At 58.1% G+C, this 21,525-nt stretch carries 22 protein-coding genes; all 22 read right to left on the reverse strand.

Going from position 1 to position 21,525, the window contains the following annotated elements:
• Positions 1-390: 390 nt before the first annotated feature.
• Entirely contained in the window at positions 391-1,152 is a 762-nt protein-coding gene (locus GF111_RS23095; protein ID WP_047730439.1) for a DUF4225 domain-containing protein, read from the reverse strand.
• Between the two features lie 61 nt (positions 1,153-1,213).
• Entirely contained in the window at positions 1,214-1,567 is a 354-nt protein-coding gene (locus GF111_RS23100) for a T6SS amidase immunity protein Tai4 family protein (protein WP_223294933.1), read from the reverse strand.
• Positions 1,568-1,579: 12 nt separating this feature from the next.
• Positions 1,580-2,038, reverse strand: coding sequence for a T6SS amidase immunity protein Tai4 family protein (locus tag GF111_RS23105; protein WP_038877327.1), 459 nt, complete (start codon positions 2,036-2,038; stop codon positions 1,580-1,582).
• Positions 2,039-2,196: 158 nt separating this feature from the next.
• The gene (locus GF111_RS23110) at positions 2,197-2,556 is read right to left on the reverse strand and encodes a T6SS amidase immunity protein Tai4 family protein (protein WP_033643555.1); all 360 of its coding nucleotides are present in this window, start codon (positions 2,554-2,556) and stop codon (positions 2,197-2,199) included.
• Positions 2,553-3,038 carry a type VI secretion system amidase effector protein Tae4 gene (locus tag GF111_RS23115; protein ID WP_071605364.1) on the reverse strand — a complete coding sequence of 162 codons (486 nt, stop codon included), beginning with the start codon at positions 3,036-3,038 and terminating at the stop codon, positions 2,553-2,555. The genes GF111_RS23110 and GF111_RS23115 overlap by 4 nt, the downstream gene beginning before the upstream one ends.
• A gap of 58 nt (positions 3,039-3,096) precedes the next feature.
• Positions 3,097-3,579, reverse strand: coding sequence for a type VI secretion system tube protein Hcp (locus tag GF111_RS23120; protein ID WP_038876771.1), 483 nt, complete (start codon positions 3,577-3,579; stop codon positions 3,097-3,099).
• Positions 3,580-3,774: 195 nt separating this feature from the next.
• Positions 3,775-4,215: a T6SS amidase immunity protein Tai4 family protein gene (locus GF111_RS23125; protein WP_038876774.1), complete on the reverse strand. Its 441-nt coding sequence runs from the start codon at positions 4,213-4,215 to the stop codon at positions 3,775-3,777.
• On the reverse strand, positions 4,212-4,718 hold the full coding sequence (locus GF111_RS23130) for a type VI secretion system amidase effector protein Tae4 (protein WP_071605363.1): 507 nt from the start codon (positions 4,716-4,718) through the stop codon (positions 4,212-4,214). Before GF111_RS23130 ends, GF111_RS23125 begins: the two co-directional genes overlap by 4 nt.
• A 57-nt stretch (positions 4,719-4,775) precedes the next feature.
• A complete protein-coding gene (gene tssC / locus GF111_RS23135; protein ID WP_047730441.1) occupies positions 4,776-6,281 on the reverse strand; it encodes a type VI secretion system contractile sheath large subunit in 1,506 nt (501 codons plus the stop codon).
• Between the two features lie 3 nt (positions 6,282-6,284).
• Positions 6,285-6,821, reverse strand: coding sequence for a type VI secretion system contractile sheath small subunit (gene tssB / locus GF111_RS23140; RefSeq protein ID WP_047730442.1), 537 nt, complete (start codon positions 6,819-6,821; stop codon positions 6,285-6,287).
• Between the two features lie 121 nt (positions 6,822-6,942).
• A complete protein-coding gene (tssA, locus tag GF111_RS23145; protein ID WP_038876779.1) occupies positions 6,943-7,974 on the reverse strand; it encodes a type VI secretion system protein TssA in 1,032 nt (343 codons plus the stop codon).
• Between the two features lie 23 nt (positions 7,975-7,997).
• The gene (tagF, locus tag GF111_RS23150; protein WP_038876781.1) at positions 7,998-8,717 is read right to left on the reverse strand and encodes a type VI secretion system-associated protein TagF; all 720 of its coding nucleotides are present in this window, start codon (positions 8,715-8,717) and stop codon (positions 7,998-8,000) included.
• A gap of 18 nt (positions 8,718-8,735) precedes the next feature.
• Positions 8,736-12,371 (reverse strand): type VI secretion system membrane subunit TssM, encoded by a 3,636-nt coding sequence (gene tssM, locus GF111_RS23155; RefSeq protein ID WP_110593938.1) that lies wholly within the window; start codon positions 12,369-12,371, stop codon positions 8,736-8,738.
• Positions 12,371-13,573 (reverse strand): DotU family type VI secretion system protein, encoded by a 1,203-nt coding sequence (locus GF111_RS23160; RefSeq protein WP_049272050.1) that lies wholly within the window; start codon positions 13,571-13,573, stop codon positions 12,371-12,373. Before GF111_RS23160 ends, tssM begins: the two co-directional genes overlap by 1 nt.
• Before the next feature lie 21 nt (positions 13,574-13,594).
• Positions 13,595-14,941: a type VI secretion system baseplate subunit TssK gene (gene tssK / locus GF111_RS23165; RefSeq protein ID WP_147191058.1), complete on the reverse strand. Its 1,347-nt coding sequence runs from the start codon at positions 14,939-14,941 to the stop codon at positions 13,595-13,597.
• Positions 14,942-14,981: 40 nt separating this feature from the next.
• Positions 14,982-15,509, reverse strand: a complete 528-nt coding sequence (tssJ, locus tag GF111_RS23170; RefSeq protein WP_047730446.1) for a type VI secretion system lipoprotein TssJ — start codon at positions 15,507-15,509, stop codon at positions 14,982-14,984.
• Positions 15,510-15,538: 29 nt separating this feature from the next.
• On the reverse strand, positions 15,539-16,039 hold the full coding sequence (tagV, locus tag GF111_RS23175) for a type VI secretion system accessory protein TagV (protein ID WP_038876786.1): 501 nt from the start codon (positions 16,037-16,039) through the stop codon (positions 15,539-15,541).
• 47 nt (positions 16,040-16,086) lie between these two features.
• Complete coding sequence (locus GF111_RS23180; protein WP_004934933.1) at positions 16,087-16,479, reverse strand: DUF4150 domain-containing protein; 393 nt, start codon at positions 16,477-16,479, stop codon at positions 16,087-16,089.
• Positions 16,480-16,495: 16 nt separating this feature from the next.
• Positions 16,496-17,131, reverse strand: coding sequence for a DUF3540 domain-containing protein (locus GF111_RS23185; protein WP_147191056.1), 636 nt, complete (start codon positions 17,129-17,131; stop codon positions 16,496-16,498).
• A 30-nt stretch (positions 17,132-17,161) separates the two neighbouring features.
• Positions 17,162-18,229: a pentapeptide repeat-containing protein gene (locus GF111_RS23190; protein WP_147191054.1), complete on the reverse strand. Its 1,068-nt coding sequence runs from the start codon at positions 18,227-18,229 to the stop codon at positions 17,162-17,164.
• The gene (locus tag GF111_RS23195; RefSeq protein WP_147191053.1) at positions 18,226-20,772 is read right to left on the reverse strand and encodes a DUF2169 domain-containing protein; all 2,547 of its coding nucleotides are present in this window, start codon (positions 20,770-20,772) and stop codon (positions 18,226-18,228) included. The genes GF111_RS23190 and GF111_RS23195 overlap by 4 nt, the downstream gene beginning before the upstream one ends.
• A 175-nt stretch (positions 20,773-20,947) precedes the next feature.
• Positions 20,948-21,448 carry a hypothetical protein gene (locus tag GF111_RS23200; protein WP_038876795.1) on the reverse strand — a complete coding sequence of 167 codons (501 nt, stop codon included), beginning with the start codon at positions 21,446-21,448 and terminating at the stop codon, positions 20,948-20,950.
• Between the last annotated feature and the right edge of the window lie 77 nt (positions 21,449-21,525).

The following is a 21,525-nucleotide window of genomic DNA, read 5'->3' on the forward strand; positions in this document are numbered from 1 at the left end:
ATGGGGATTGTAGACTGCTTTGGGCGTATGTTGATTTAGTCATCTAATCTGATGGCTAACTTCTATTCTTTTCTTTTTTGTAATAGGTGTTTTTTGGTAGTTGAGTTAAGTAGATAAAGGTGAATATCAAACTGCCGTAGTGTATAGAGTCATAGTTATCGTTGCCTAGTGGGTAGAAGAGATTAAGAAAATCATTCCCGTATGCAAAGGTTGAGAGCTGTATGACACCCATGAAAACCACAATGAGACAGTTGAAAACAAAGAATGGATAATTGTGTTTGCGAGCCGATAATTTTTTTAAGTAATATAAAGCCACTAAAGTGATGAGTGACAATGAGAAATAGGAAAGTAAGAATCCATATGAGTAAGTTGATAGCGTGACGTCTGGAGTCATTTTCTTTGGTTGTCCTTTATGAGTTCGTACATCCCGCTTCCGGTTGTTAAATCTGATATAACCTCAATCGTCAAACCTGTTCGGCCCATCTCTTGCCAACCACGAATGAAGTCGCTATTGATATACCTATATAATCTCCAGGCATCTGGTTTTAATGTTTTCCTGATTATTCCATATCCAGATAGGCTAAGGTCTACAGTGCCATAAATTGTATCCGCAGTATCCTGACTATATCCTAGTGCTTTTGCAGTATATCGATAGGCATTTCTTACACTGCCTGATTTATCTTTTCGGAAAAGTAAATAGTAACCGTTCTCATAAATATTGTTCGTGCCTTGAGCAATCAGCGGTAAGCCAAAACTGCCACACGCCATACCGAGAGTCGCTGCACAAGTACCGACTCCGGCGAATATTTGTGTTCCGCCACCGACAAAACCTATCTGCTTCAAAATAAGGTTGGTGGTGTTGTTACTCTTCTTTTTTTCTATTGATATATAGAGCGTGTTTCTTCCTGCGTCGATAGCAAAGGCTTGGCGTTTAAGATGATTGGTCTCGTCTTCAATGTCCCTGATTGCCCCAGCGTAGGATGTGCAGTGTATACTGATATCCCTTTTTGCAAACTGAATAAGTTGGTCTATTTCCAGTGAGAAATTAGCTCTGGATTCGTTAGTGTATAGATACTGTCGTGAAAACGTTCTTGATAGTTTTTTGAGTTCATCGATAGATCTATCCAGATCTGCTTTTGTTTTGTATTGCATAAGGATTCCTTTCCTATTCTTTATACCAACATTTACCCTGTGAAGGGATACGGATTTACTCTCAGTTATCGCCTTTCCCTTGGTATTTCTTGATGATGGCTTGCAGCTCTTGGCTGTGTACAAGATCGATGCACTTGGCCATCGTCATCGGCTCCCCAGACATGCTGTCATAGGGCTTTGCCAGAAATTCTTTTGCCAGCGCCCTGACGGCGGTATGCGCTTCCAGAGAATAATCGCCGAACTCCATGTAACCCCGAGCGGCGGCCGCGGCATCGTTTTTGACTTCTTTTGCGGAGTACCCCTCGGCGATACAAACGCTAAGCGCGTAGTTTCTGAGGTACTCGGCAGGGGAATAGTCAATTTTTGTCACTGCATTAGCGTTCAACGTTGCGGCGATGGCCACAGTGAGTGAGATTTTTTGCACTGATTATTTCCGAGGATGATTTTCATTTACTCTATCCAGATTGTCTTTCACCCAATTATCATTAGGATGCTGTACATAGTCTTTCGCAAGTTTGTCAAGATCTTCACTATGGTACATATCCATGCACTTCATTAAGTCTAAGCGGCTTTTTCCGTCCTGAGCAATGTAATTCTTTTGCAAGTACTGTTTTGTCAGCGCAATGATAGGGGATTCTTCATCACGAATTGCATAGTATGACCAAGCATCGATTCCATTCGATGAGGCAATTGCATCTTTGCTGGCTTCAGGTGATGTCTTATAAGCGACTGAAATGCAGTAGGTTAGAGCGATATCTTTATAGTTTTGCAAATAGTTTCTGTATGCTGCCTGCGGTGGCCACTTTTCAATCGGTTCTTCTTGATTTTTCTGTGCTATAGCACAAGTGGCATATAGACAAAAAAAGGAGATAAGGATTTTTTTCATCTCAACACTCCAAATCCGTATGGTTTGTGCAGAGTAATACATAACCAGCGCATGAGTATCTCAATGCTTGATGGCTAATACCCAGTGAAAATAATTAATAAAACTCTAATTTGCTTAAATTGATGGTTTTATAAAATTGCAACTTACAATATTAATTATTAATTAGAGTAACGTTCGAAGATGGCTTTAGCCTCACTGGAACTCTGCAGCGAAAGGCAATCTAAAGTATGATAACTTCCTTTAACTGAGCCTTGACTATTTTTATTTGCGTACTGTTCAGCCAGTTTTTCGCCTTGTTCGAATGCATCCATGGGGAGTTTACTGAATTCTAAATAGGCGGAAGCGGAACGGAAGGCATCTTGCTTGGTTTTTTCTGAGTCAGTAGACTTCCCAATACAGCGGCTAATCAGCCAATTTTCATAAATTTCGCTTTGAGGTAAGTTTTCTATTTTTATATCTTCCGCCAGCAACATAGGAGAAACGAGAAGAAGAGCAAGGGCGATGTGGGTAGTCTTCATTTTAATATCCAAAGTGATGCGACTTCAGGAACAAAAGATCCATTCTCAGGATCCCCCATGAAATGACAAGAGTCAGAGCAAATGTCACCGTTCCATAATGTGACATGTCCTCTGGCATTTCGCCAGCCATTTCCTTGTATAACCATTATCCCTTTTTTACCTGAAAATTTAGCTGGGGTAGGGGATTTCACCGTGATATCAGGCTTGCCGAAGTTCTTTTCTAAAAAGAGAATCATATCGTTAACACGATAAAGATACCATTTTTTATCTTTACCAGACACAGTCGCATAACCGGAGTTAGAGGGAATTGGTATGCCTGTATAGTTGAGTACATAACTCATTCGTATAGGACAAGCATTTTCAAAAATACCGTTTTCAATATTGCTTTCTACTTTTCCACCAATCAATGCACCCACTTTTTTTACATTGACATTGACTTCAGAAAAACGAATCCATGCGGGCCCAAATAGAGGTTTTTTCATCCTGACTCTCCATTGTATCCATGTTATGAACCCCCGGCCGTAGCCGGGGGCATGCAGATTAAGCTTCGCGGTTTTCCTTGATGTTCCAACCTGCGCTGCTTTCGGCGCCTTTGCCGCCTTTGTCGCTCTGCTCCCAGTATTGCTGTTTCACTTTCGCCGCCTGGAAGGAATAGGTGACGCCCACGGTGTCTTCGCCGCCTGCGCCTGTGTACTGCACGGCGGTGACCAGCACGTCTTCCAGGGTGATTTTTGCGTATTCAACCTGGCTACCGCCCGCCTTACAAACCGACAGCTCAATCTTGGTCAGGTGTTTGCCGCTTGAGCAGTGTTTCAGCAAGGCCGGGGTTGACTTGTCGATCAGCGCGTTGACGTGCAGATCGTTGAAGCACACTTTGCCGGCGCCACCGCCGCCGCCAACGCCCATATTGCCCGGTTGAGAAGCGCCCCAGGAGAAAGAAGTAATGTCGGTCCAGCCTTTGTGATTCGAATCTTTGGATTCGCCGCTGGCACCTTCAACTTTCAGGAACATATCAATAGCCATAGTTTCTTCACTCTTTATTAAGGGTTAACAGTAGTATTAACGTTACGTTGAAAAACTCAGGTAATAGCAGCAGGAATTGCAAGTGTGGTAATGCATTACCAATTTATATCCTTGTGCCATGCACCTTCTTAAATACCGAAAACTATCGGTACGGGTTACCGAGCCACTATTAAGTGCTAATGGCTCAATGCTTAATTATTTCGCGTTATCTTGATTCCACGTGCGATCTGGATTGCCTGCAATGAGCTGTCGGGAAAGCTTGTCCAATTCCGGACTATGGTACAACCGCAGGCAGTTTAAGGTGACACCTTGACTCTTGCCTTTGGTTTCACTGTGAAACTCATTGACTCTGGATTTATATTTGCCGATGAGAGCATTGATTTTCTCATCACCTGATTCGATATCGAATGGCATCCATTCTCTCATCGCATTCGCCGTTCTGGCTGCATCAAGAGAGAACGCTTTATCCGAATCGGAGACCTGTGCCAGGCAGCGTGACAATGCCAGTTCTTTTACGACCTGGTGATAAGGCATCTGTTTGATAAATGCCACCGGATCTTGAATGTCCTTGGCGAGCGATGACTGCGAGAGCCCCAACAAGGTAGTTGCCAATCCGATTGTGATTAACTTGTTCATGGCAACTCCCAAAAATTGGCTCGCGGAGTAGAGTAATTGGTTCCGGGCTCATTGAAATAGCAATGATCTGAACAACTGTTTCCGTTCCAGAAAGTGGCGTGCCCGCCCGCATTTCCCCAACCTGATACTTCAAAAAGTATTAATCCTTTTTTGTTGGCCAGTTGCGTAACAGGTAATTGAGGGTAATTAACAATCATGTCAGGTTTTCCCCACGTTTTAGTCAGGTAGGGAATCAAATCCCGCACGCGGAAAAAGTACCATTTTTTATCTGCGCCTGAGACGGTTAACTGACCTATTCTGGGAACTGGATGGCCTGTGTAATTGAGCACGTAACTCATCCTTACAGCACAGCTGTTTTCCCAGCCACCTGATTCGGCGGGTATCTCAAAGTTTCGTTTTACGGCACCGCCAATCGTATTTTTAACTTTTCCCAGAGGATCGTTTGGGTCATAAATATTTTTAGCCGCAGTCCAGGCAGCCAGAAAACGGGGTCTTGTTCCCATGATTTACCTCCATGTTTTATTTATCAGGCCGCGCGATCGCGGCCTGACTCCAGTCCATCAGGACGCGTCGTTTTGCTTCAGCGAAGGCAGCTTCGACACCAGGCGCAGGGAGACGGTCAGGCCTTCCAGCTGGTAGTGCGGGCGCAGGAAGAACTTGGCGCTGTAGTAGCCCGGGTTGTCTTCGATCTCTTCCACCTGCACTTCCGCCGCGGCCAGCGGTTTGCGCGACTTGGTTTCCTGCGATGAGTTGGCCGGATCGCCGTCCACGTAGTTCATGATCCAGTCGTTCAGCCAGCGCTCCATATCGTCGCGCTCGCGGAAGGAGCCAATTTTGTCGCGCACGATGCACTTCAGGTAGTGCGCGAAGCGGCAGCAGGCGAACAGGTATGGCAGGCGCGCGGACAGCTGGGCGTTGGCGGAGGCGTCGGCGTCGTAGTATTCCGCCGGCTTCTGCAGCGATTGCGCGCCGATAAAGGCGGCGAAGTCGGAGTTTTTGCGGTGCACCAGCGGCATAAAGCCGTTTTTGGCCAGCTCGGCTTCGCGGCGATCGCTGATGGCGATCTCGGTCGGGCACTTCATGTCCACGCCGCCGTCGTCGCTCGGGAAGGTGTGGCACGGCAGGTTTTCCACCGCGCCGCCTGATTCCACCCCGCGAATGGCGGTGCACCAGCCGAACTCTTTGAACGAACGGTTGATGTTGGCGGCCATGGCGTAGGCGGCGTTGGTCCAGGTGTAGTTGCCATGGGTCGCGCCGTCGGTTTCTTCTTCGAAGTCAAACTCGTCCACCGGGTTGGTGCGGATGCCGTACGGCAGGCGCGCCAGGAAGCGCGGCATCACCAGGCCCAGGTAGCGTGCGTCTTCCGACTCGCGCAGGCTGCGCCAGGCGGCGTACTCGGTGTTCTGGAAAATCTTGGTCAGATCGCGTGGGTTGGACAGCTCCTGCCAGGACTCCATCTGCATCACGCTCGGCGCGGTGCCGGCGATGAACGGGCAGTGCGAGGCGGCGCCGATCTTGGCCATTTCGCCCAGCAGCTCCACGTCCTGCGGGCTGTGATCGAAGTAGTAGTCGCCCACCAGGCAGCCGAACGGCTCGCCGCCGAACTGGCCATACTCTTCTTCGTAGATTTTCTTGAAGATCGGGCTCTGGTCCCAGCCGACGCCTTTATAGCGCTTCAGCGTGCGGCCCAGCTCCTGTTTGGAAATGCTCATAAAGCGGATCTTCAGCATCTCGTCGGTTTCGGAGTTGTTGACCAGATAATGCAGGCCGTGCCAGGCGCCTTCCAGCTTCTGGAAGTCGTCGTGGTGAATGATCTGGTTGATCTGCTGCGACAGCTTTTCGTCGATTTCCGCGATCAGCGCCTGGATAGTGCGGTAGGCGTCGGAAGAGACGGTGACGGTGTTTTCCAGCGCCTGTTGCGCCAGGGTTTTCACCGCGTTCTCGACCGCTTCTTTGGCCTGATCGGTCTTCGGCCGGAACTCTTTGTTCAACAGCGCGCTGAATTCATCGCTGGAAAAAGTCTCGGTAGTCTGCAACGCATTTTGTTGCTGAGGCGAGTTGCTCATCGATTAATCCTCACGCTCGTTGTTGTCGTCGTTAACCGCCGGCTTCGGCGCGTCGGTCAGGGATTGCAGCAGCGCCGGGTTTTGCAGGATCTTGGAGATCAGCTCTTCGGCGCCGTTCTTGCCGTCCATATAAGACAGCAGGTTGGAAAGCTGGGTGCGGGCGTCCAGCAGATTGCCCAGCGAGTCGACCTTGCGGGCGATAGCGGCAGGGGAGAAGTCTTCCATGCTTTCGAAGGTCAGATCGATGTTCAGCTTGCCTTCGCCGGTCAGGGTGTTATCGACCTGATAAGCGACGCGCGGCTTCAGCGATTTCATGCGCTCGTCGAAGTTGTCGACATCGATCTCCATGAACTTGCGTTCTTCCACGCTGGCTTGCGGATCGACCGCTTTCCCCACCAGATCTGCCATCACGCCCATCACGAACGGCAGCTGGATTTTGCGCTCTGCGCCATAAATTTCGACATCGTATTCAATCTGTACGCGCGGCGCGCGGTTGCGGGCGATGAATTTCTGCCCGCTGCGGGATTTCGAGTTTGACATGATTTACTCCATCTAATGGCGATTGGGAACGCGCCTCGTCCGGCTGGGAGAGTCAGGTTCTGATTCGGGTCTGCGCCGGGGCAGACGGTATCGGATGCGTCAAGAGAACAAAGGTCGGCGGCTAGCTGTTCTCCTCGTGGTCGGGGCGACCGAGAATGGTCTCCAGTTGGTTAAGCCCATCGGGCGCCAAATCGCGGACGATTTGCATAAAGTCCAGCGTAATCAGCCGCTGGACCCGATCGATCATCAGCGGCGCCGGGTGGCTCGGCTCATGAAGACGAAAATAGTTTTTCACCTTGTCCAGCATCAGCTGGGCGTCGTCGCGCGACTGGATCTGCGCGCTGCGCCAGTTGAGCGGTGCCGTGGCGTTTTGCATCGCAGCCGGTTGTTGCAGGGCGGCGGTTTCCGGCGGGGCGTCGGGTTCGGCGGCGGCCGGGGCATCGCTCTGGCCGGCGAGCGCCACCAGGGAAAATACCTTGGTCAGCGCGCCCATTTCCGGCAGGGCGCTTTCCCCCAGATGGCGGGTCACTTCACTGCGAATGGCGCCCAGGGTATTGGCAATGTGCGTCACCAGTGCGCCTTCGGGGCGGCCCTGCTGCGCCAGCTCATCCTGCAGCCGTGCGCGGCCGCCGGGAAAGTTGGGGCACTCTTGCTTGCTGCCGTCGAGCAGGGCGCCGGCATCGCGCAGCGAGATTTCACCGGCGGCGCTTTTCAGCAGCGGCGCGGTGCGCACGCTGGCGGCCAGCGCGGCTTTGTCGCCAAGGTCGGCCAGCGCATTGATGCGAAACAGCGGGTCGGCTTCGCCGTCGAACTCCAATGCCGGTTGCAGAGCATCCCAGTAACGGAGTATCGACTGGTGGATCAGCGTCAGCCCGTCGGCGTAGCCCGGCAACCCGCGCAGCTGGGTCCAGGCGCGGGTGAGATACAGCATGACGCGCAGGTCTTTGGTGCGCGCCAGCAGCGAGGTCGCGAGGCGTTCGACCTGAACCCAATCCGGCGCTTCTTCCGGAATGATGGTGCTGCCGAACTGCTGTTCGGCTTTGCCGGTGGCGGCGCGCGCCATGGCCAGAAAGTCGGCGTCGTATTCCAGGTTGTCGCCGCAGGGATTGTCCGCGTCAACCGGGGCCAGCAGGGTATCGGTGTCGATAGCCATAGAATTTCCTTCAACGAACGATGTTAATCAAACATTTGCGGGTACTGGCCGCCGCGGCCGGGGCGTGCCCAGCCGTTGGGCTCGAACAGCAGTGAAAACAGCTGCACGGTGAGGTTGCCGCTGTGTACGTGAGTGTAGAGCGGGTGTCCGTCGGCCTGATTGGTCCACCAGAAGCTGGTGTACTGCGCCGGGTCGAAACAGTCGGCGGCCTGTTGCCAGCCGAGACCCGGCACGTCCGGATGCTGAAAACCGATAATCGACAATATCTCGGAATCCGCTTCCGCCGGCGGGCTGGGCAGCGCCGGGATTGCCTGCAGCGTGCGGTCGATCTGTTCGGCGGAGAAGCCGTTGCGCACGCCGTTCAGCAGGGTATGGCCGAGCTGCTGGTACCAGCTCGCCGCCATGTTCAGCTGTTGCGGGCGCCATTCTTGCAGGCTGAACAGGCGCAGCGCGCAGATCGGGTAGCGCCGCCCGACGCGATCGCGCGCCGGCAACAGGCAGCCCATCTGCACGTACGGGCTGCCGAGCGTGGCGGGGATCACGAAGTTCCACACCGGTGCGTTGCTGAACGGGTGGCCGTTTGGCCCCTGCGCATCGCGCTGCAAATTCACCAGCCCGTTATGGAACCAGTGGGCCCAGTTGTTGACCACCGGATCGGGCAGGCGGCGCTGCAGAAAATCGCCGGCGGAAGGAAGTTTGCCGTACCAGCCGAGGCTCGTCGGGGCGCTTGAATCAGTGCTCATGATCATGTCCTTTCGGGGCTACGGGCACGAGAAGGCCGGCAGTTGGAACGGATTGCGGATGCTGTTGGGCGTGAACTCCAGCGTGACGCGATGGCCGTCGAGGTTGAACGTCGCCTGGCGGCCGAGGCCGCCGGTGCCCGAGGATTGCGCCATGTCCACCAGGCGGTTCAGCGCCCATGGCCCGCTGGTCACCAGGCTGGCGGTGGTGCCGTTGGCCAGCGCCAGCTGCAAATGCACCTGGTTGGTATTGCGGGTGCCCGGCCAGCTGACCACCAGCGGCACCTGTGGACCATGGCTGTATTTGAACAGTTGGCCGTCGATATCCAGCGTCAGGTTGAGGATATCGTTATCCATCCGTACCGGCCGCACGGTCACGCGGTACGAGGGCGTCGCGGTACCGTTGGCGAAGAAGGCGTCGCGGATGCGCTGCGCCTGCTGGAACGAACGCAGGATGCCTTCGCCGCCGGGCAGCGTCTTGCCGTCCACGCCGGGGGTAAAGCGCCAGTTGGCGCGGGTGGTGTCGACCTTGCCCTGCAGATTGTCGCGGAAGAAGCTGTCCATCAGCCCGCTGTTCGGCGCGAACATGCGTGCCAGATCGTCCGGCGTCACGTCCTGGCGCGCCCGGGCCACCAGCGGATAACGGCCGGCGATCGCCTGGCGGCAGAAGCTGCCGACCTCGAAGCTGATACGCTTTTTCACGTTCTCCATCTCTTTACGTTGGGTGTCGCTGCTGGCGCCGATCGCCAGCGACAGCAGCATCTGTTTGAACGGCACCGGCAAACGGCCGGATTCGGCCTGCAGACGCGGGATGATGTCGCTCGGCGGCGCCGACATGCCGCTGTTGGCCGCGCCCTGTACCGCCGTCAGATAGCTGTACAGCTCATCGACCTGCTTCAGCACGCTGTCGAAAGGGATCGCCTTATTGCCTTCGCCCTGGCTTTGCGCCAGCTCCAGCAGCGGCGCGAAGTGCGCCATCACCAGCTGTTCCGGCTGGGCCGACACGTCGCCGTCGGCGCTGGCCGGCCGGTTGGTGAACAACGCCTCCAGCGTGCGGTTGGCGTTTTGGTTCAGCCTGTCTTCGGTTTTGGCCAGCAGCGAGCGGGAATCGGCGTCGCTTTTCTCGTCGCGCAGGGTGACGTTTTTGCTGACGTTGACCAGCAGATTGCGCATCGGCGACGGGTTGCCGGACAGCAGGCGCGCGCTGCTGATGCGCTGGGTCAGGTTGCCGATGTTGGCCAGTTGGATATCGCCCAGCAGCTCATCCCAGGCGCTGATAAAGTCCTGCATGTACAGCTGGCGGATGGTTTTGGTCAGATCGGCGCTTTTCTGCTCCGGCGTCGGGCTGTTCAACACCCAGACGTCTTCTTTGCGCAGCGTGTCGGTCACCGGGTCGATGTTGTCACTGAACGCTTTCCAGTACCCTTGTGAGGTGAACAGGCCCGGCACACCGTCGGTGACCGGTTTGCCGCTTTTGCGGCTGAACGCCAGCTCGGTTTGCGGGCCGGCCAAATCGACCAGGCTGACCGGCTTGATGTCGGTCTGTTTCAGCAGCAGACGTTTGAGGCGGCCATAGACGCGCTGCGACAGCGGCGCCCGATTGATGGCGGCCTGCGCCTGCGCCACCCACTGTTCGTCTTTGGCGTAAGGCGAGGCCTGGATCTGCGTATCCAGCAGCTGGCTCAGGTGCCATTCGATCTGCTGCAGCTGTTTCTGCGTGCTGCCCTGCGGCAGGTTGCGCTGCAGGTTGAGCATCACCCAGGCGCGCAGGAATTTGCCGTCGTACTGCTTTGGCAGATACAGCATCTGATAGGCCTTCAGCGCTTCGTAGCTGAAGTCCGCATCGCCGTGGTTGTCGTTGCGCAGCGTGGTGGCGATCTGTTGCGCCACCTGCGGCAGCAGCAGCTCTTTCAGCGCTTTTTGGTACAGCGCATTGCCGGCGTCGCCCACCTGATCGCCGCGGAACAGCCCCATGCGGTAGGTGAACGGCGGATCGTCCGGCGAAAAGTTCTGGCTGTCCGGCAGGTGCAGCAGGCTATTGAGGAACGGCAGCAGCGAGAACATGTCGCCGTTACCCAACTGCGTCAGGTTTTGCCCCTGGCGCTCGACGCCGGGCACCTTGGCGGCCACTTCCGCCAGATAGGCCTTGTTGTTGCCGTAGCTGGTGAACCAGAGCATCGCCAGCACTGCCAGGATCACCGCCAGCGCGATGTAACCCGCCCAGTGCAGGGCGCGATTGCGGTATTCCCACCAGCGGTTGCTGCCCGCCAGCCCGGACTCCTGGAAGACCACCGATTCCAGCGTCTCTTTCAGGAAGAAGCTTTGGCCTTTGGCCGCCGGGATCGGCGCTTCCTGGCCCACGCTGTCCCAGGCCGCGTTGGCCTGCGCCCCTGAGTTTGCCGTTGGCAGCTGCAGGTAGCGGTTCAGCTCGCCCATCACCCGGTCGAACGGCAGACCTTCCTGCGTGCCGCTGGTGAAATAGATACCGCGCGGGGTAAAGCGGGTTTCAAAACTGGAGGTGGCGAACACCTGTTCCAGGTATTGGCCCAGCAGCGGGCGCAGCGCGGCGAACTCCTGCGGGAACAGGTAACTTTCGGCGCGCTGGCGCGCGTCGTGTTCCATCAGCAGCGTATCCGGCAGCGCCGCGTCCAGGCGCTGTTGCAGCAGGGCGTATTGTTGTTCGAAAGCGGCGTTCAGATTGAAGTCCGGCTGCCGCGAGCGTTCGTAAGGGAAGGTGAATCCCCAGATCTGGTCGCGCTGCGCTTTGTCGAAGCTGCCGAAATAGGCCATAAAGCCGTTGAGCAGGTCGGTTTTGGTCACCAGCACATAGACCGGGAAGTGAATGCCCAGCTGTTCGTGCAGTTCGATCAGGCGTTTGCGCAGCGCGCTGGCCTGGGCGGCGCGCGCTTCGGCGCTGTCGCTCAACAGATCGGCGACGCTGATGGTGACCATCACGCCGTTGATCGGCTGGCGGGTGCGGTATTTTTTCAGCAGCGCGACGAAGCTTTGCCATTCGCCGGCATCTTCTTCGCGCTGGCTTTCCTGGGTGGTATAGCGGCCGGCGGTGTCGAGCAGCACGGCGTCGTTGGTAAACCACCAGTCGCAGTTGCGGGTGCCGCCCACGCCGCGCAGCGCGGTTTTGCCGAAGCGATCCGCCAGCGGGAAGTGCAGGCCGGAATTGACCAGCGCGGTGGTCTTGCCGGCGCCGGGCGCGCCGATGATCACATACCACGGCAGCTGGTACAGGTATTGGCGGCTAAAGCGGGTCATCCAGCGGTGCTTGCCGCCCTCCTGGCCCGGTGCGAAGCGCGCCTTCTTCAGCAGCTGCGCCGCTTCGTCGAAGCGCTGCGCCAGCTGTTCGTCTTGTTTAATCTCGGGCTTGCCGTCTTCCGCCGGTACTGCTTCGGCGGCGCGCAGGTTGCTTAGCAAACGGCTGTTGAACCAGGCGCTGTAAAGGCGCGGGATCAGGCGGCACAGGAACCAGATCAGGTAGATAACGCCGATGGCGATCTGGCGGTTGAGTTCCGGCTCCAGCGGGCGATAGTCGCCGATGGCCACCAGCGGGCCGATCATCCAGATGATGAACGCCAGCGCGGTGATGCCGACAAAGCCCCACAGCAGGCGGCTGGTGATGATGGAGAATAACGTACTGAGCATTACTTTCCGGTTCCTTGCGGCAAGCCGTTGATTTCCGCCTGGGTATTTTCCGGGGCGACCAACAGCGTAATTTCTACCCGGCGGTTCAACGCGCGGTTCACTTTGTTATCGTTCGGCGCGACGGGGTTGCTTTCGCCGCGGCCCTCGGCCTTGACCCGCTGCGGGTTGGCGAGGTGCTTTTGCAAGCGGGCGCTGACCGCTTCGGCGCGCGCCAGCGACAGCTCCCAGTTGGAGGCGAAACGGGCGCTGCGGATCGGCACGTTGTCGCTGTAGCCGGTGACCAGGATCTTGCCGCTGACGCCGTTCATGGCGGCGGCGATGCGGTCGATGACCGGAATATAGTTGGCGCGCACCGTGGTGGCGGCGGAGTCGAACAGCCCGTCGCCTTTGAGGATCACCACGCTTTGCTGCGCTTCGTCGCGCACCACCACCAGCCCTTCGGCGATCTCTTTGCGCAGGAAGCTTTTCAGGCTCAGCGTCGGCGGCGCGGCCGGTGCCGGGTTACCGATCGCCACCTGCGGCAGATTGGTTTGGTAAATTGCCGCCAGCACCGGGCTGGTGTTGTCGCCCAGCCGCCAGTTGAGGGCGATGAACAGCAGCGAAGCCAGGAAGCCGGTCAACGCCACGCAGGCCCACAGCGGCACCAGCGGGCGCCACAGCTTCTGCTGCACCGGCAGATCCAGCGCATGAGGCGACAGCGGCGGGGCATAGCCGCCGCGCACCGACCGGATCAGCTGCAGCAGGCGCTGCTTCATGGTTTCCAGCTGCGATCGGCCGTTTTCCATCACTCGGTAGCGGCCTTCAAAGCCCAGCAACAGGCAATAATTGATCAGCTCCAGCAGGTTGATGTGCTCGCGCGGGCTTTGCGACAGCTTGGCCAGCAGCTGGAAAAACTTCTCGCCGCCCCAGGTTTCGTTATGGAAAGTCACCAGCAGCCCGCTGCCGGACCACACGCTGTTGCTGCCCCACGGGGTTAGCGCCGCCGCTTCATCCAGCGCGGTGCACAGGCAATAACGCGCGCCGATGATCACTTCGTACGGCAGGTTGGCGCGTTGGCCGCGGATCTCGAAGCGGCGCATTTCGTCGATCAGCTGTTGGCGCAGCTGCGCCGGGTTGGCGTGCGTGGCCGACTGGCGGATCTGCGAAATGGCGTTCAGCAGCGGGTTGGCGGCGTCCACCAGCGGATTGGCCGCCGGCGCCATGCTATTTTCCTGAGTCATAGGTTACCGGTCCGTATGGCTGCGAATCGCCCAAAATTCCATGTCCAGCCCCGGGAATTCGCCGGCCAGGTGCAGGGCGAAGGCGCTGGATTTTTCCATCTGTTTCCACAGGTCGCCGCCTTTTTCCAGCTCGAAGTAGGTGTAGCCGGCGTGATAGGGGATCTGGCGCGGCGCGGCGGGCATGGTGCGCAAACCGATGCCCGGCAGCTGCAGCTGCACCAAATCGCGGATGCGCGTGACCGGTGCGATCTTCATCTGCGCCGGGAAATGGGTCAGCAACACCTCGGCGGCCACGTCGGCGCGCACCGCCAGCACGAAGCCGAAATCGCGCATCATTTTGGCGTCCTGTACGGTGGCGACGTTCAGCCCGTGGGAGCGTTCGACCAGCGTCAGCTGAATGGCGTTGTCTTCCAGCACCACCGACAGCCCCTGACGCAGCAACAGCATCAGCTTGCCGAAGCACAGCGCCAGGTTGTCGTGGTCATACACCGGCAGGCGGCCTTCCGGGGTGCGCTGCGCCGAGAAGCTGGCGAGCTCGGTGGCGAACTGCAGCCAATCGGCGAACAGGCGCTCCGGGTGCAGATGGTCGAGGTGGTAGGCGTGGCTCACCTGGCCAAGATGGCGGTTGATCAGCTGCAGCAGCATGAAATCGACCATTTCGGAACTGCCGCCGCGGCCCGGCTGCAGCAGGCGCTGGCTCATCTGCTGGCTGCGCTGTTGCAGCAGGCCCTGCAGATCGTTGATGAAGGTTTTCAGTACCGGGTTGCCCTGGCAGTTCAGCATCGGCGGGATCTGTGCGGTATCGAGGCGCAGGCTGTTGTCGCCGCGTTTTTCCAGCACGCGGGTCACGCTGAGCGCGGTCCATTCGGCGTTGAGTTCGCTCTCCAGCATCAGCCGTAGGCGCAGGCGGCCGAACTGCAGCGCCGCGCTGCCCACCGAGACGGCGTTGAGATCGTCGACTTCGTTCTCGTAAGCCAGATAGCGCGCCAGCGCCTCCGGACTTTCCTGAAAGATCACGTCTTCACGCCCCGCACGATAGGTCGGCAGGGCCAGCACCACGTTTTCACCGGTCTTGTTTTCGGCGATGGTCAGCGGTGCGGGTGCCTGCCGGGCGCCGGCGAAGCGAAACGGCGTGCCGTCCGGCATGATGCCGCTGGCGGCGTTGAGCGCAATCTTGCCCTGGCGCAGCAGCGTTTGGTCCAGATCCAGGGTGAGGAACCCCCAGAAACAGCCGCTGTGGGCCTGGCCCCAGTTGCGTATATAGCCTTCGAGATAGTTTTCCGCCTGCTGGAAATGGTGAGGGCGCAAAAACATTCCCTCAGTCCAGACAACCTTATGAGCATCTTTCATCATCACACCTATAGTTACTTCGCTTCAGCGCAGCGGTAGGTCAGTCGACCTTTTTTACGGGGCGCAGGCCATTCACGCCCGCGACGATATGCGCTTCCAGCTCATCCGGCGAGAATTGCCATACCTTGTAGAAATTGGTTTCGGTGGGTTCCGGCAGCGGCAGTGAAATGCGCCAGGTCTTGCCGTCCAGATTTTGATACTCGGCGATCACGCCGATGTAGCGCGCATCCAACGCGCTTTGCCCGCCGAGCTTTTTGCCGGTCTGGCCTGGCGTCAGGAAGAACTGATCGCTGTCCAGCAGGCTGTTGCCGAGCACGCTTTTGGCGTCGTTTTGCAGACTGAAGAAGTCGGCATCCATAAATTCCGCATCCGAACGCAGCAGCAGCACGCGGATTTTGATCGGCGCCGGTTGCGCGCCGGCGGCGTTGACCTGGCGATCGGCATCGAACACCAGGCTGTAACGCGACGGCACGTTTTTGGCGGAAGACATGCAGCCGCCGAGCGCCAACGCGCCCAGCAGCAGAAACAGCATCCCGCACCAGCGGGAAGTGATAGGGGTCGTCATCATGGGAATCTCGTCGCCCGCAGGCGTGCTGACTACTGGAGGATCCAGGTAGCTGAACCGGCGTTTTTACACGCCTTGCTGTCGCCGCCGACTTTGACGCAGTCCTGTTTGGCGGCGCGTGCGCGGCGCGGCAGATCTTTGCGCAGCGTCGATTTGTAGCGCGTTTCCGGTACGCCGGCGTTGGCCTGGATATACCCCACCAGATCGCCGCCGCGGATAGCGGAGATCGCCAGCCAGCTGTTTTCCACTTCGCCCAGCGCGTAGAACGCGGCGGCGTTGTCCAGGCTGCCGACGGCGGTGCCGGTATAATTCGGGCTGCTCATGATGCTGGCGGCGTACAGGCTGCGGTACTCCTCACCGATCGGCTTGAACTGCTTCGGCGCGCTCACCGCGGCGCGGTGCTGCAGCGTGACGCCGTTGACTTCACTGCTGACGATAGCGTCGTTATTGAGCGCCGGCGGCGGTGGCGGCGGGGTGGAACAACCGGCAAGCGTCAGGGCGGTCAACAGCGTCAGGGTAATCCGTGTTTTCACAATGTCCTCTTTTCTTGATTGAATGGCTGTGTAATAAGGCGCCGTCATCAGGGCGCAAGCAGCAACACTTTTAATTGGCTCGGCACAATGCGCATGCCGAGCGCGTTGGTGGAATTCTGCAGGCTGAGGCTGGTCAGCCGGGTGGCCGGGGTGCCTTTGAGCAATACGGTAAAGGCGCCGGTCAGGTGGCGGGACGGCCCCATCACCGTCCCGGAGGCGACGCCGGTGGCCACGCCGGGGTTGTCGCCGTTGGTCAGCGGCGTCACCGTTGCCATGTTGTGCGCCGGGGTGCCGACGAACAGAATGTTGAACGCGTTCGGGATGGCGGTCGGCGCCAGGGCGATATCCGGGTAGGGCACGGGCACCGGCGCCGGGCTTGGCGTCAGACAGACGTCGGGAAACGCCAGGTCCACGCCGATCATTTGGCTGTTGGCAAACATAAAAGGCCTCCGCAGGTTATCCGACGTGGATTTGTTCCGAATCCAGCTTGGTGATGTCTTTTGAGGTAATGAGCGTGTTACGGGCATGAATGCGGGCGTAATCTTCCGCCTGATAATCCAGCTGCCCGGCGCGCACGTGCTCGGTTTGGCGCACTTTGCGGAACAGCGAATGGCTGATCTGGCTGACCGAATGCCACAGCGACTCGCAGCGCTTGCCGACCAGGCGACTGATGCTGACAAAGGCCGACAGCTCCTCGCCGCTGTATTTCATCTTGTCGACGTGGCAGTCGCCGCTGTTGGCCTGCAGCGTCATGGCGTCGCCGCTCAGCTTTAGCGCCTGCGCGCTGTGCAGCGACAGCGAACCGCTCGGCGTTTCAATTTGCAGATCGCCTGTGACGCAGAGCCGCGCCGCGCTTTGCGGTTCCGCACGTTCGAGAACGGCGATCGCCCACAGCTGGTGGCCGCAGCCGGCGACCAGCACGCTATCGCCGAGGGCCGGCGTCAGCAGGCAGCTCGCCGCCCGGCGGCAGTGCCAGCCGCGGCCATCGCACTCCACCACCAGGCTGCCGTCCGGCAACAGGTTGACGACCTGGCCGGCGGCCTGCTGGGGCGGTGTGATGTTGACGGCGCGAGTTGTGTTGGCAACGCTCATGGTGATCCCCTCGTGAAGTGGTCAATGCATTCAGATTCGGCTCTGGCGCTGTGCGCTCCAGGTTTCGGCGGCGTACAGCTCTTCGTCGCGCTCGAGAATCCCGCTGCGATCGCCCCAGCGCGTTTGCTGCTGGTGGGCACGATGCATGCGGGTGCGCATAAAGCGCGCGCGCCGGAAATCGGCGGTGCTGAGATCGGCATAACAGAAATCGGCGTAGGTCAGGTCGCTGTCGCTGAAATCACAGCGTGCCGCGCGGCTGCGTTGGAACACGCATTGATACAGGCGCGCCTGGCTGAAGTTGGCGGCATCCAGCGTCGCTTCGCTGAAGATCGCCTGATCGAACTGCCCGCTGCGGCACTGCGCGTGGGTCAGATTGGCCTCCAGCCACAGCGACTGCTGCGCTTGCACGCCCGTCAGGTTGGCGCGCCGCAGCGAAGCGCCCTTGAAGTTGCTTTGACGCAGCGTCGCCTGGCTGAAATCGACGTCGTCCAGTTGGTTATCGGTAAACTGGCAGGCGACGAGGCGCTGCCCGGCGTAACTTTTGCCGCGATGGTCACATTCGAAAAACGTGACGCGGTCGAAATCTACCCCTTCAACCCCTGTTTCACAGAGGTTTAATCGAAAGAACGTGACAAGGGATAACCGCGCATGATTCAACGTGGCGCCGTCGAGCGGGCTTTCGTAAAAGGTGGTGCGATCGTGCTGAGTGGCGGAAAAGTTCGCGCCGGCCAATTGGCATGACATCCAGTGGCTTTGATTGAGCGACAGCCGGCTGAAGTCGCTCTGTTCAAGCCGGCAGTTGTTGAACATCGTCAATTCGATATGGCTCTCGCAGAAGCGGCCGCCCGACATGGCGCACTGATGGAAGGCCGTTTGCTTCAGGTTCGCTCGTGCAAATTGCGCGTGGTCGAGCCGGCAATCGCTGAAGACGCTGTCGCGCAGATCGCAATCGGAGAAGTTCACGCCGCTCAGGTTCAACTCGTTGAACATGCCGCCGGCCAAATCCATACCGGCGAATGACAGGCCGTGCAAATCCTCACCGGCAATCAGCTCGCCGCGTTTCACGCGCTGGCGTATCTGCTCAGGTTTTGAGGTCATACTTCCTTCCCGTTATGGCGAGGCAATGTTTTCACCCTGGCGGTATAGGCACCGTCGAGCCGGGTCGCCCGATCCACCTGCGACTGCGACAAATCGGCCCGGAACAGATTGGTGCCCTGCAGGTCGGCGCCTGACAGCACGCATTTTTGCAGGATCGCCGCGATGAAATTGGCGTCGCGCAGGTTGGCCTGGGACAAATCGCTGCGAATGAACAGGCTGCCGCTGCCGTTGGCCTGACGGAAATCGGCCTCGTTCAGCTGGGTTTCCGACAGGTCACAATTATCGAGGCGCGCACGGCTGAAATTAGCCCGCTGCAACGGCATTTGGCGCAAATTGCACTGGTTCAGCGTCGCGTCGCTGAAATCCGCCTGCGGCAACAGCGTCTTCGCTGCGAAGGCGCAGGCGGTGAGGCGTGCGGCGCGGAAGCTGAGGCTTTGCGTCTCGGTATCAACCCAGGCGCAGCTCTCCAGCCGCGCCCGATCGAAGTTCACCGCCAGCAGCCGGCATTTGATGAAGCTGACTTTGTCGAGCCGGGCGTGGCTGAATATCAGCTGCTCCAGCTGCAGTTCCATCAACGTAATGTTGGCCAGCGTGGCGCGGTTGAAGTCACACTGCCCGAGCAAGGTTTCGTATCCCAGCAAATCGCGTAATGACGCCATCGTGAAATCGCAGCGTTGAAACAAGGTTTGTTGAATGTTGGTTTCGTGCAGCTGCGCGCCGCCGAAATCCGTCGCTTCGCATTTCGCCAGGGCCAAAGAGGCGTGGCTCAGATCCGCCTGCTGCAAGACGGCGCCGCTGAGATCGGCGCGCGCCAACATCGCCTCGCGAAGGTCACAGCCCACCAACCGGGTTTGGCGCAGATTGGCGTTTTCCAGCAACGTGCCGCGCAAGATGGCATGGCTGAGGTCCATGCCGGACAGATCGGCGCCGGTGAGGTCCAGGCCGCTGAGATCTTTATCGCGCTGCATCGCAGCGGTGACGCGTTGGCGAATGATCTGCGCCAGATCGCCGCTTAAACGCAACGCCGGGTTTTGCGCCTGTGCCGACATTAAATACATCTGGTGCAGCGCGCGCTCGCTTTCCCCCAGCTGCTTGTCGCTAAACGCATCGGGGCGTTGACGCGCCTGTTGAAACAGCTGGTCGCGCTGCTGTTGGTAGCTTTCCGCGCCGGAAAGGTCGGCGGGGCCTGGGCCGTCAATATCAATGCCGTTTGCCTGCGCGCCATCAAGGATTTCACGGTAATGCGCTTCAGCGCGCTGTTCCATGCCGTCGACAAACTCGGCCAGCTGATCCAAAGAGGGCATCGGTTCCGCTGGCGGTGCGGGAAACATGTCGTCGATGTCTCGGCCTTCGCGCTGCAGACGTTGGCGGTGTTGTTCGCGTTGGTGATGTTCGTAGGCGGCGATGTTTTCCACCATCGGGCTTTGCAGCGTCGGCGTTTCCGTATCCAGCCAGGGGCCGATACAGCACTCCGGCAGCAAATCTTTTTCACGAAAAGCGTGCAGAGCGCCATGCTCTTTATCAAGCCGCTGATCGAGCACCTGCCGATAATGAGCGACGCTGCGGCTTTTACCCTCAATTTCCAGCGCCGGTATGAGCTGCATGACGTCTGCGGCATCGTCTTCATTGATGGGAAGGCTGCCTTGGTAGATCAACAGCATTTGTTCTCGATGGGGAAAGAACCACACGGTGGTGTGGCGCATCGTGATTTCCCCGAAATGCGCTTCGCCGCCGCGCAGCCGGTTGATGAAGCAGCGTGCGCGCCACGGCGGTAAATGCCCTTGCTGCATCGGCTCCGACGGATGCATGTTCCATATCCGGTAGGCGGCCTGGGGCGGCAGAGTGTCGCGCTGGGGAAACTGCTGATCGCTGTCTGCCATGTTGAACAGGCGCCAGTCGATGTCGTTGGCGAAGCCGGGAAAGCCGTTTTTCAACCAGTCGGCGTCGTAGTTTTTACCGATGCGGGAGAAGCGACGCGGCCAGGTGATATCCAACGCGTCAAAACTTGCCGGTTGCGCGCTATGCCGAGGCGACGTAAGGCGCTCCTGCAGCGGTTCGACATTGGGTAGGCGATGGATACGGCCTTGCGGAAATGTTTCCGGAGTGGCGCCGATGCCGTGTGGATTATCGGCGAACTGGGTGCCGCCGTAAGCCCGGCGCCAGTCCAGACGCATTTCTGCAAAAGGAAGGGGAGTGGAAGGACGATCGTTGATCCAATGGCGATCGCCGAAAACCACCAGCGTTTTCTCCAGCGAATCCAGCTGGATCTTCACGGCGCAGGCGGTTTTGTCTTGCTGATGGTGGGTGTAGGCGTTGCCGGTGGCGAGAAACTCCGCACAGGCTTTCGGGATAGCCAGGTCGAGCACGCCGCCGCTCAACGTGAGCTCTTCGGCAGCCAGCTGCCACAGCTCCGGTTCGGGGCGCAGGCGCGGGGAAGCCCCCATATCGGCCAAGGCCAAAACGGAAACGCCCAGATGATTTTGCCCTTGCCAAGAGAAGGGGCGATGAAGCGCGCTGAGGCGCAGAGGTTTTACGACTTTCATTGTGTGTGTGTAAAGCTTCCTGTGGATATCAGCCGGCAGCCAGGCTGCTTGCTCAAAAACAATCCGTTTTTCGGTTTAATAGATATCAGGCTATGTCACAACAGATGAAGAAAACGATGCGGCGTTCAGTGCCGAACGTTAATGCGGGGAGCGAGCCCCGCTTCGAAATGGATGATCAAGAGGACAGCGCGCTGTCTTTCCCGTTTATTCCGCGAACCAGCAGCACGGTAGCCACGGACAACGCCGCGGCGATCGTCTTGGCGATAAATTGGCCGGCGCTTTCCAGGTGATAGGGCGCAAAAAAGCCGATGTCGGCGGTGCCCAGAATCAACAGCGCGGCCAGCGCTGCAAAACAGCCCAGCTCTATCGCCAGTGCCAGTCTGCCGGGTGCCGCCGCACCCAGGTAACTCATCAAAAAACCGGGCAAGACCAGGAACCCGATCAGTTCTGCGGGCGCATTCACCGCAGACATCACTTGTTGGTTGTATTTCAGGAGCGCCAGCATCAGCGCGACAAAGATCAGCAGCCGCACAGGTAACGCCTCTGCCCGGCTTGCCGACAAAAAGATTTTGCCGATCGCGGCGAGCAAGACGCAGCCAACCAGGATGCCAAAGAAGGTAAACAGGATTTGTCCCCAAAGGCTGTCCTGCGTCGAAAAGGCAATAAACGCACCCATCGTGACACTTCCTTATACAAGGTGATTTAGCGAACTGATGGACGACAAGTCGCTTTCAGCACGTAGAAACCGGAACG

It is taken from the genome of Serratia sp. HRI, assembly GCF_010119335.3.
GTDB lineage: Bacteria > Pseudomonadota > Gammaproteobacteria > Enterobacterales > Enterobacteriaceae > Serratia > Serratia nevei.